Source organism: Streptomyces katrae (genome assembly GCF_000966975.1).
Classification (GTDB): domain Bacteria; phylum Actinomycetota; class Actinomycetes; order Streptomycetales; family Streptomycetaceae; genus Streptomyces; species Streptomyces katrae.
The window spans coordinates 1-10,306 of record NZ_JZWV01000747.1; the positions used below are offsets into that span (position 1 = coordinate 1).

Here is a 10,306-nt window from a genome sequence, read left to right on the forward strand (position 1 = left end):
TGTCGGCCGAGGCCCGCGCGGTCGCGGCGCGCAGGGCCGCGTCGTCGAAGGGGCGCACGGTGGCCGCGTACAGCACGGTGACGTCGAGGCCCTCGGTGGCCGCGAGGACGCCGTCCAGCATCGGGCCGACGGCGAGCACCACCCCCGCGCCGCCCTCCCGCACGGTCTGGAACCGCAGGCCGTCGGCGCCGGGGCGCGGGGCGGCGTTCGACATCTGGGAGAGCCGGACGTAGACCCGGTCGTCCCCGGCGGCGTACGCGTGGCGCAGCAGGGCCTCCGCCTCGTCGGGGTGGCCGGGCACGTGCACGGTCCAGCCGTCGAGGGTGTCCAGCAGGGCCACGTCGCCGGGGGCCATGTGGGTGTACCCGCCGGCCGGCCAGTCGTAGCTGGCGCTGGAACTGACCAGGACCCCGCCCGTGTCCTGGTGCCCGAAGTCCAGCTTGACCTGCTCGAACGGGCGCTCCACCAGGAAGCTGGCGAAGGTGTGGACGACCGGCCGCAGCCCGGTGAGGGCCAGGCCGCCGCCCACGCCGACGAGCAGCTGTTCCCGGATCCCGACGTTGATCACGCGGTCGGGGTGGCGCCGCTGCGCGGGCCGGAACCCATCCATGGTGATCTCGGCGAGCACGAGGGCCAGCCGGGGGTCCTCGTCGAGCAGCCGCGACGTGACCGAGATGAACCGCTCCCGCATGGTGTCCATGACTCTTCCCCCTCAGAACTTCTTCTCGACCCGGGCGACGACGGCGTGCGGCCGTCCCGGGTGCGGTGCGGTGAACGCGGCGTGCAGTGCCGCGTGGTCGCGTCCGTCGACGGTGGCCGTGCTCCAGCCCGCGGCCTCGAAGCGCGAGGCGATGCCGCCGCGCCAGCCGTGGGTGGCGGAGTCGTTGTCGACGACCACGGTGTGCAGGGATTCCAGCCCGGCCGAGCCGGCGTAGGCGATGGCCTCGTGGTTGCTGCCCTCGTCGAGCTCCGCGTCCCCGATCAGCACCCACACGGCGGGCTCGTCGAGGCCCTGTGCCCGCAGCCCGAGCGCGCTGCCGACGGCGAGCGGCAGACCGTGCCCGAGGGAGCCGCTGGCGATCTCCACGCCGGGGACCAGGACACGGTCGGGGTGGTGGCCGAGGGGGGAGTCGAAGGTGCCGAAGCCGGGCAGCCAGTCCACGGGGAAGAACCCCTTCGCGGCGAGCACGGCGTAGTAGGCCATCGGCCCGTGCCCCTTGGAGAGCAGGAACCGGTCCCGCCCGGGCTCGTCGGCGCTGCCCAGGCCGACCCGGAGCACCCGGTCGTACAGCACCCACAGCACGTCGAGCGTGGAGGTGGCGGCGGGGCCGTGCTTCTCGTCCCCGGTCATCAGGGCCATCAGACGGCCCAGGTCCTCGTAGCGGAAACCGGTGTCCGCGGTTGCGTGTGTCATACAGGAACCATGTGACCTCAAGTGGACTTGAGGTCAAGCGGTCCGACGTCCGGTGCGTCAGGTCCGGGGCGCCCCGCGAAAGGTGCGCGCGACCACCCGTGGAAGTGCGGTATTGTTCTCATGCCGGTCGGGCCGGGGGAAACCCCAGGTCAGCGGCATCGGGACGTGGCGCAGCTTGGTAGCGCACTTGACTGGGGGTCAAGGGGTCGCAGGTTCAAATCCTGTCGTCCCGACTCGTGAGAGTCGCAGGTCAGAGGTCGTATCGGAGTATCCGGTACGACCTCTGAGCCGTTTCCGGGGCTTCGGTGCCGGCCGGGGTCAGACCCCGGCGGCGACGGCGGTGCCGAGTGCGAGGAGTACGAGACCGGTGACCACGCGCAGCCCCCGCTGCACGGCGGGCCGGGTCATCAGGGCCCGGCCGCGGCTGACGCCCCAGGTGAACAGCAGGTACCAGCAGGCGTTCACGAACGCCCACACGGCGCCCAGCAGTGCGATCGAGGCGAAGGCCGACCCGTGCGCGGTGACGAACTGCGGCAGCACCGAGACGGCGAAGACGCCCGCCTTCGGGTTGCCCAGGTTCGTCGCGAGCCCCGTCCCGAAGGCGCCCCAGCTCCCTCCGCGCGGACCGTCCCGTCCGGGCGGCGTCGGGCCGGCGCGCCCCGCCCGGAGCGTGTTGATCCCCAGGACGACGAGCACCACGCCGCCGGCGATCCGTACGACGGTGTAGACGCCGGGGTTGGTCAGCAGCAGCGTGGACAGGCCCGCCGCCGCGGACAGGGACCACAGGAGCAGCCCCACCGCGTTGCCGACGATGGTGGCCCGCGCGACGCCCAGCCCGCCCTCCAGGGTCTGCCTCATCATCATCGCCTGTCCGGCACCCGGGAGCATCGCGAGGAGCCAGGTGGTCAGGACGAAGAGCGGCAGTTGCGTGGGCACTACGGGAGCCCGTCGCCGACGGCGCCGCCGTCCCCGGCGCGTGCGGATGGGTTCTCGTCCTCAATGCTGTCCATGAAAGGGTCCTCCGGTCGATGGAGTCCGGGAAGTCCGGGAAGTCCGGCAGCCTCTCGGAGGCTAAAGGGCGGTGGCTGCAGGACCGTCGGAGTACGCCTCGTGCGGGCCGTTCCGCGACCCGGGCTCCATTCCCCCTGTAGAGCCCCTCCGGCTTCCGGAGAGAATTCCTCCCGTGGACGGGTTCCCTTTTCGGGTGGGCGTGGCGCGGCCCGCCGAGTGCGGTCCGTCCGTCGTTGCACGTGAACGGCCTGCGGCGGTGAATCCCGTACGCCGGCCGGACCGTACGAGGGCCGACGGGATTTCGCAAGGCGGCAGCTTGGCCGATTGCAGAAGCAGGGGAAGTGCCTCTTTCGGTGCCGCTCCGCCACTCCGGCCCCGGCTAGCTTGGGAGGACCTGAGCGACTTTCCTCTGGTTAGGGAGTTAGGGAGTTCCATGAGCGGCGTATTGCACGAGTCTGTCGAACGCGGTGCCGCGGCGGCGGCCGAGATCCTTGACTGCACGCTCCGGGACGGCAGCTATTCCGTGGACTTCAGGTTCACGGAGGAGACCATCCGAGCCGTCCTGGCCGGCCTGGAGAACGCGGGGCTGAACCTGATCGAACTGGGCCACGGCCTCGGTCTCAACGCGGGTGAGGCGCTCTCCCGGCCCAGCCTGGTCGCCGACGAGCGGTGCTTCGCCGTCGCGGCCGAGACGCTGCACCGGGCGGAGTGGGGGATGTTCTGCATTCCCGGCCTCGCCGAGCCGGACCACCTCACCCGCGCCGCCGGGGCCGGTATGGGATTCGTGCGCATCGGTGTCGACATCACCGACGTCTCCCCGGCCGGACGTTTCGTCGAGCTGGCCAAGGAACTGGGCCTGCGGACGTTCGTGAACCTGATGAAGACCAATGTCCTGGACGACGAGGGGGTCGTGGCGGCGGTCCGGCGGTGCGCCGGTTTCGGGGCCGACAGCGTCTACCTGGTCGACTCCGTCGGCGGATACCTGCCGCACGAGGTCGAGGAACTGTTCCGGCGGGTCGGCGCCGAAGTCGCCGTTCCGCTCGGTTTCCACGGCCATGACAACCTCGGGCTCGCCAATGCCAACGCCCTGGCCGCCGCGCGGGGAGGGGCGCGCTACGTGGACGCCACCCTCGACGGCATCGGACGCGGTGCGGGGAACACCGTGACCGAGGCCTTCGCCGCCATCCTGACGCGCCACCGGACCGGAACCGGGTACGACTACCGGGCGCTGGCCCAGCTGAGCGAGTCGGTCGTGCGTCCCATCCCGCGGCTGCACGACGACCGGACCTTCCAGGTGCTCGGCGGGCTGACGCAGACCCACTCCAGTTTCTTCCCGCTGATCACGCGCTGCGCCGAGGCCGCCGACGTCGACGTCTTCGAGCTGATGACCGCCGTCGCGGAGGTCGAGCGAGTCCGTCCGACGGAGCAGCTCGTGAAGGAGCTGGCCGTCTCCCTGCGGCCCTGACCCCCCACCGGCCGGCCGCCGCAGGGCGGTGCTCCGCGGCGGCCGGCCGTCGCGCGTCCCCATGACATCCCTCACACGAATTGCCCGCACAATCCCTTCGGGAGCGCAGGGTTCACGCCACTGTGGCGATAAACGCAAGGCCCTATACCGGGATCATGCGGCTATACACGGCAATCCCTTCCGATGGGTGCGGCAGTACGAGGCACCCGCCGCCGGCCACAAGTGCCGATATGCCTCCAAGCGGAACGGAGAGCTCGATCGCGTGAGGTTCCGCCGTTCAACCTACTCCAGTTAGGGTCGAGGCAGTCGGTACGCCGACTGATCCGCCGATATGTACCGATCCGGCTAACGGGGGCCAGAAGAATTCCCTGCGGGGAATGGCTGCCGGCTGCGTACGGAACCGTCACTCCAATCATTGCGGCGGCGTGCGCGCGTATTCATATCTGGAGCAACTGAAGATGATGAACTGGGCGAATGTCGAGGACTTCGGAGTCCTACTCCAGCGGTATCGGAAGAGGGCTCAGCTGAGCCAGAAGACCCTGGCCGACCTTTCCACCGTCAGCGTGCGGGCGGTCCGCAACCTGGAGCTCGGGCGGGTGGCGGCCCCGCGCCGGGAGACCGTGCGGCTCCTCGCGGACGTGCTGCAGCTGAGCACCCACGAGCGGCTCTCGTTCGAGCTCTCGGCGGGCGGTGAGGTCGACGAGGCGCTCTTCGAGACCCTCGTCCTGCCGATCAGTGTCCTGGCGCGTCCGCTCCTCGGACGTGCTCGCGAACTCGAGTCACTCGTACGGCAGTTGCTGGACGAGCAGCAGCGCATCACGGTCCTGTCCGGCTTTCCGGGCGTCGGCAAGACCCATCTGGCCGTCGCCGCGGCGGGTTCCGTCGCGGCGACCAGGTCCGTACCGGTCCTCTGGGTCCAGCTGCAGGAGGACTTCGACCGCGGCCCGCTGCAGACCGCCATCTCCGACCTGCTCGCCGGCGAGGGCACGGGCGTCGGCAGGCTCGCCCGGCAGATCGGTGACCGCGCCACACTGCTCGTCCTCGACGGCAACGACGACGGCCGGGTCCGCCGCGAGACCGTGTGGACCCTGATCCGCGAGTGCCCCCGCCTCAGCGTCCTGGAGACCGGGCGCGTCCCCCACGGAGTCTCGGACCACCACAGGTTCCTGGTGTCCCCCCTCCCCACCCGGCGGACGGGAACGGCGCAGGTCCCCGCCACGCACCCGGCGGCCCTGGACTTCCTGCTGCGGCGCCTGGCCGACCTGCGGCCCGGCTTCCAGGCGGGCGAAGGCGCGCTGCGCAAGCTCGCGGAGATCTGTGTCCGGCTGGACGGCTTGCCCAGCGCCCTGGAGTCCGCCGCCTCCTGGGCCACCGTGATCTCCATCGACGAACTGCTGACCATGGCCCGGGAGGAGCCGGAAGCCCTCGCGGGCCACCCCGCGATGCGGACCGACCCCGTGGCGGCCGCACAGGGCGTACTCGGCCGGCAGACCCCCGTCATCCAGGACCTGGCCCTCCGGCTCGCCGGCCGGTCCGAAGGCTGGACCGTCGACCAGGTCGTCCGGCAGTCGGGGCTGCCCCGGGCCGAGGCGGCCCTCGCCCTCCAGTCACTGCTGCACGCCGGACTGATCGTCGAGGTCCCCTCGAAGCCGGGCGGTCCCGTCCGCTTCACCCTCCTCAATCTGGTGCGGGCCGCGATGCGGGGCCGCCCACCGCTCGCCCCCAGGCTCGCGCTGCGCGCGTGCTGACCGGTTTCTCACTTCCCTCGGTTCCCTCAGTTCTTTCAGTTCTTTCAGTTCCTTGAAACGGAGTACGCATGCGCCTCTGCACCCTGACCGTGGACGGCCGGGAGGACGTCGGCATCGCCGTCGACGGCGGGATCGTCCGGCTCGGCGTCCTCGCCGAGCTGACCGGGACCACGCTCGGTCCGACCCTGCTCGACGTGGTCGTGGGCGACCAGCTGGGGAGCATCCGGGCGGCGCTGGCCGACCCGGAGGCCAGGGCCAAGGCCCTCCTCTCCGCGGAGCCCGCCTTCGCGCCGATCTACCGCCACCCGCCCAAGCTGTGGGGCGTCGGGCTGAACTTCCGGGGGCACGCCGCCGACCTCGACGTCGAGCAGCCCGTCGGCACCCCCGGCTCGTACCTGCGTCCCAGCAGCTGCGTCATCGGCCACGGCGACGAGATCGTCCTGCCGGTCCAGTCGGAGCGCGTCACGGCCGAGGCCGAGCTCGGAGTGGTGATCGGCCGGACCTGCCGGGACGTCGCGCCGGAGGACGCCCCCTCCGTCATCTTCGGCTACACGACCATCCTGGACATGACCGCCGAGGACGCGATCCGCGTCAACCCGCGCTACATCCCGTGGTCCAAGGCTTTCGACACGTTCTGCAGCCTGGGCCCGTGGGTCGTGACCCCGGACGAGGTCGGGGACCTCTCCTCGATCCGCATCACCACCGTGGTGAACGGCGAGACCATCGCCACCAACCAGGTCTCGGCCATGATGCGCGACCCCTACTGGCAGGTCGCCCACTTCTCCGGCGGCATGACCCTCGACGCGGGCTCCGTCCTCTCCACGGGGACGCCCGGGGCCGGGGTCATCCAGGACGGTGACGTCGTCGAAGCCGTGGTCGAAGGGATCGGCACCCTCCGCAACACCGTGCGCCGGGCCGACCGCTAGCCGTCCGCGGGTGCCTTAGCCTGGCGGGTACGGCCCGTGTCCGTACCCGCCGGCACTCCGATAGCATGTTCGGCCTAACAATGATCACGTCGAAACATGAACATCGGCTGAAAAATTGATATCTGCGGTATCGCGATTGTTTTCAGGAAATGACGGCGGAACGGAGACTCGCATATGGCGCCGGCCCCCGGTGCTGCTGTGGGCTGCCGTGAGTCTGATCGGCCTGGGATTCCTCGTCGGCCTGGAGATCGCCGCGCGCCATTACGGCACGCCGGGCCCGATCACCACCCAGGCGCGTGAAGTGATCTTCCCGCCGAAGTCGGGAACCGTGCTGTACGCCGCCATGACCCTGATGCTCGTGGTGCTCACCTGGCGGCAGCGGTTCCTCGCCGTCGGCGCCGCGGTCGGCATCGACCTGCTCTTCTGGCTGGTGCGCTGGGCGGCCGGCGCCCCGACGATGTTCGGCAACGGCGCGCTGATCGTGACCCTCACCTGCGCCGTCATCGCCGTCACCCGCCGCACCGGCCGGGAGCGGGCCCTGCTGCTGAAGGGCGTCGGGCTGGCCCTGCTGCTGGTGGCCGGCCGCAAGACCGGCTACACCTGGCTGGACATCACCGCGCAGACCCGCCCGATGGTGCTCGACCAGTACGTGGCGACCGCCGACCACGCGCTCGGCAACCCCTCCTGGGTGGCCGGCCGCATCGTCCAGGCCACCGGCGCCATCGGCGCCGACGTCCTGGAGTGGGTGTACATCCAGCTCGCGGTCGGCGCGGTCGTCGTCGCCCTCTACCAGCTGCGCGGCGTGGCGGCCGAGCGGCGCTTCCCGCGGCACCACCTGGTGCGCACCTTCCTCGTCATCGGGCTGCTCGGACCGGGCATCTACATGGTCTTCCCGGTGGTCGGCCCGATCTTCGCCTACGGCGCCGACGGCGCCCAGTGGGCCCTGGCCGATCTCTGGCCGCACACGCCGCCGCCGCTCGATACCCCGCGGGCGATGATTTTCGACGGGTCCACCCCGCGCAATTGCATGCCCAGCCTGCACACGGCGTGGGCCACCGCGATCTTCATCCATTCCCGGAAGGGTCCGCGGGCCCTGCGTTTCCTCGGTGCTTTCTGGCTGGTCGCCACTCTCGGCGCGACCCTCGGATTCGGTTACCACTACGGCGCGGACATCCTCGCCGGCGTGGTGTTCACCCTCACGATAGAAATCGCGCTGCGCGCCCTCGACCGCGGCCGGGACCGGCGCGGACTCCTGCTGGCCGGCTACGGAACGGCCGTGTTCACCGCGCTGCTGCTCTCGTATCGCTTCCTGTCGCAGGAGCTGGCCGCCCTGCCGTGGCTGTGCGGGCCGCTGCTCGTGCTGGCGACGGCCTCGGTGGTCTACGGCTACGTACGGACCACCAGGCTGTGGGAGCGCGAGGCCGGACGGCTGGCCGTGCCGGAGCCGCGGCGCGAGCCGCAGCCCGAGCTGGTCTGAGCGGCGGGCCGCTCCTCTGGGGCGTCCGGCGGCGGGTCCGTCAGCAGGCCCGTCCGCAGGGTGGCGAGGGTCCGGGTGAGCAGCCGGGACACGTGCATCTGCGAGATGCCGAGCCGGTCGCCGATCTCCGACTGGGTGAGCTCCTGGCCGAAGCGCAGGGACAGGATCTCCCGGTCCCGCTCGGGGAGCTCCGCCAGCAGCGGCTTGAGGGACTCCAGGCACTCGATGCGCTCGTAGACCGGCTCCTCCTCGCCCAGCGGGCGCTGGGCCGTACCCGAATCGGCGTCGTCCAGCGCCGGGGCGTCGAGCGAGCGCGAGGCGTAGACCTGGGCGGCCCGGCGCCCCTCCGCCAGCTCGGCCTCCGTCAGCCCGAGCCGGTCGGCCAGCTCGGCGTCGGTGGCGCGCCGGCCCAGGTCCTGCTCCATCTCGTCGGAGGCCTTGGCCAGGTTCAGCCGGAGTTCCTGGAGCCTGCGGGGGACCTTCACGGCCCAGCTGGTGTCGCGGAAGAAGCGTTTGATCTCACCGGTGACGGTGGGCAGCGCGAAGGTCGTGAACTCCACCCCGCGCGTGACGTCGTACCGGTTGATGGCCTTGATCAGGCCGATCGTGCCGACCTGCACGATGTCCTCGAAGGGCTCGCTGCGGCCGCGGAAGCGGCGGGCGGCGTACTTGACCAGGCTGAGGTTCAGCTCGACCAGGGTGTTGCGCACGTACGCGTACTCGGGCGTCCCTTCCTCCAGTGCGTCCAGCCGCTGGAACAGGGACCGCGAGAGGGTCCGGGCGTCGGCGGTGCTGGCCTTGAGCGGCTCGGCCAGGAGGTCCGCCACGGGCTCCCCCAGGGGTGTCGCCGGGGACTCCTGTGGCGGGCGGCTATGGCAGGCCCCGCGAGGGGTTTCGGCGGCGGGGCGGGCGTGGGCCCACCGGAGCGGGGTCTGCTGCGCACGGGTCTGCTGCGTGCGGGTCTGCTGGATTCGGGTCATGGAACGGACCTCCGGCCCATGTAGATATCACCTGATTCATACCCATTCCTGGCCTTACGACCCTTTCCCCTCCCCGGCGCCTCCCCGGCGGTGCCTCACGTGACCTGTACGACCACCAGGCTGGTGTCGTCGTCGGTGTCCCCGAGGACCGCCGCCATCAGCCGGTCCGCCAGCTCCTCCGCCGGGCCCGGCGGCAGCCGCTCCACCGCCCGGCGCAGCGCCTCCAGGCTCTCGTCCAGCCCCACGTGCCGTCGTTCGACGAACCCGTCCGTGTACAGCAGCAAGGTGTCCCCGGACCGCAGCCCGGTGTACGTCTCCCCGTACCCGGCCCCCGGCAGGGCGCCCAGCAGCACGTTGGACGCGTCCTCCATGAAGCGGGCCCTTCCGCCGCGCAGCAGCAGGACCGGAGGGTGGCCGGCCCCCGACCAGGCCAGCGAGCGGTCCGCCGGGTCGAACAGGGCGCAGACCGCCGTCGCCGTGGGCTGCCCCGGCGTGCGCAGGGTCACCTCGTTGAGCCACTCCATCAGCCGGCCGGGGGAGTTCCCGGTGAAGGCCAGGCCGTGCAGCGCCCCGCGCAGGGCGATCATGGCCGTGGCCGACCCGATGCCGTGCCCGGCGATGTCCCCCACCGTCACCAGCACCTTCCCGTCGGGCAGCGACTGCACGTCGTACCAGTCGCCGCCCACCCGGTACTCCGCGGCGGCCGGCCGGTAGCGGGCCGCCACCCGCAGCCCGGGCGGGGTCTCCAGGGCAGGCGCCTCCGGGACGATGGCGTGCTGGAGCCCCAGCACCAGCTGGTCCCGCAGCTCGGCCTCGGTCCGCGCGGCCGACAGCTGGTCGTACGTGGCGGTGAGCGCGACCTCCGTGTGGTGCTGCGCCGAGACGTCCTGGAACACCCCCGTGATCCCGGTCAGCATGCTGCCCGTCAGCACCGGCTCGGCCGCGACGCGGACCCGGCGCATCCCGCCGCCGGGCCGGAGCACCCGCACCAGGACCTGCCCGCCCTCGTGCCGGTCGGTGAGCGAGCCCAGCAGGCCCTCCAGCCGCTCCCGGTCCTCGGGGTGCAGCCGGGCCCCCAGGGAGCGCAGCGGCACGGCGGCGTCCTCGGGGTGCAGCCCGAACACCGGGTACGCCTGCGCGCTCCACACGGTCGTACCGGCCACCAGGTCCTCCTCGAACACCGCCAGCTGGTCCAGCCGCGCCAGCGCCCGGGTCACCGGCGGGCCGCGCCGGTCGTCGGCGTGCCACATCACCGCCGCGCGCCCGCCGCCCAGCGGCAGCACCC

9 protein-coding genes and 1 tRNA gene are annotated in these 10,306 nt (G+C 71.7%); 5 read left to right on the forward strand and 5 right to left on the reverse strand.

Translation table 11 applies throughout. From position 1 onward, the window contains the following. Both VR44_RS25755 and VR44_RS25760 read right to left on the reverse strand, forming a co-directional pair. A partial coding sequence (locus tag VR44_RS25755) for a transketolase family protein (protein ID WP_045949982.1) occupies positions 1-700 on the reverse strand: 700 nt, incomplete at its 3' end. Positions 701-712: 12 nt separating this feature from the next. Then, entirely contained in the window at positions 713-1,414 is a 702-nt protein-coding gene (locus VR44_RS25760) for a thiamine pyrophosphate-dependent enzyme (protein WP_045949983.1), read from the reverse strand. Between the two features lie 159 nt (positions 1,415-1,573). Between VR44_RS25760 and VR44_RS25765 the strand changes: the two genes are divergently transcribed. Next, positions 1,574-1,647: transfer RNA gene (locus VR44_RS25765), tRNA-Pro, on the forward strand. A gap of 85 nt (positions 1,648-1,732) precedes the next feature. Here VR44_RS25765 and VR44_RS25770 read toward each other — a convergent pair. After that, on the reverse strand, positions 1,733-2,350 hold the full coding sequence (locus VR44_RS25770) for a LysE family translocator (RefSeq protein WP_052713823.1): 618 nt from the start codon (positions 2,348-2,350) through the stop codon (positions 1,733-1,735). Positions 2,351-2,858: 508 nt separating this feature from the next. On the opposite strand from VR44_RS25770, the gene VR44_RS25775 reads away from it, so the two are divergent. The 4 genes from VR44_RS25775 (at position 2,859) to VR44_RS25790 (ending at position 8,041) form a co-directional block, all read left to right on the forward strand. Then, complete coding sequence (locus VR44_RS25775) at positions 2,859-3,890, forward strand: beta/alpha barrel domain-containing protein (RefSeq protein ID WP_045949984.1); 1,032 nt, start codon at positions 2,859-2,861, stop codon at positions 3,888-3,890. Between the two features lie 425 nt (positions 3,891-4,315). Then, positions 4,316-5,638 (forward strand): helix-turn-helix domain-containing protein, encoded by a 1,323-nt coding sequence (locus VR44_RS25780; protein ID WP_169791047.1) that lies wholly within the window; start codon positions 4,316-4,318, stop codon positions 5,636-5,638. 68 nt (positions 5,639-5,706) lie between these two features. Continuing rightward, positions 5,707-6,564, forward strand: coding sequence for a fumarylacetoacetate hydrolase family protein (locus VR44_RS25785; RefSeq protein ID WP_045949986.1), 858 nt, complete (start codon positions 5,707-5,709; stop codon positions 6,562-6,564). 172 nt (positions 6,565-6,736) lie between these two features. Then, positions 6,737-8,041, forward strand: a complete 1,305-nt coding sequence (locus VR44_RS25790; protein WP_425424536.1) for a phosphatase PAP2 family protein — start codon at positions 6,737-6,739, stop codon at positions 8,039-8,041. On the opposite strand, the gene VR44_RS25795 is transcribed toward VR44_RS25790, so the two are convergent. Together VR44_RS25795 and VR44_RS48540 are read right to left on the reverse strand one after the other, a co-directional pair. After that, complete coding sequence (locus VR44_RS25795) at positions 7,951-9,021, reverse strand: SigB/SigF/SigG family RNA polymerase sigma factor (RefSeq protein WP_094191920.1); 1,071 nt, start codon at positions 9,019-9,021, stop codon at positions 7,951-7,953. The genes VR44_RS25790 and VR44_RS25795 overlap by 91 nt on opposite strands. A gap of 95 nt (positions 9,022-9,116) precedes the next feature. Then, positions 9,117-10,306: PP2C family protein-serine/threonine phosphatase (locus VR44_RS48540; protein ID WP_045949987.1), on the reverse strand; the 1,190-nt coding region annotated here is incomplete at its 5' end.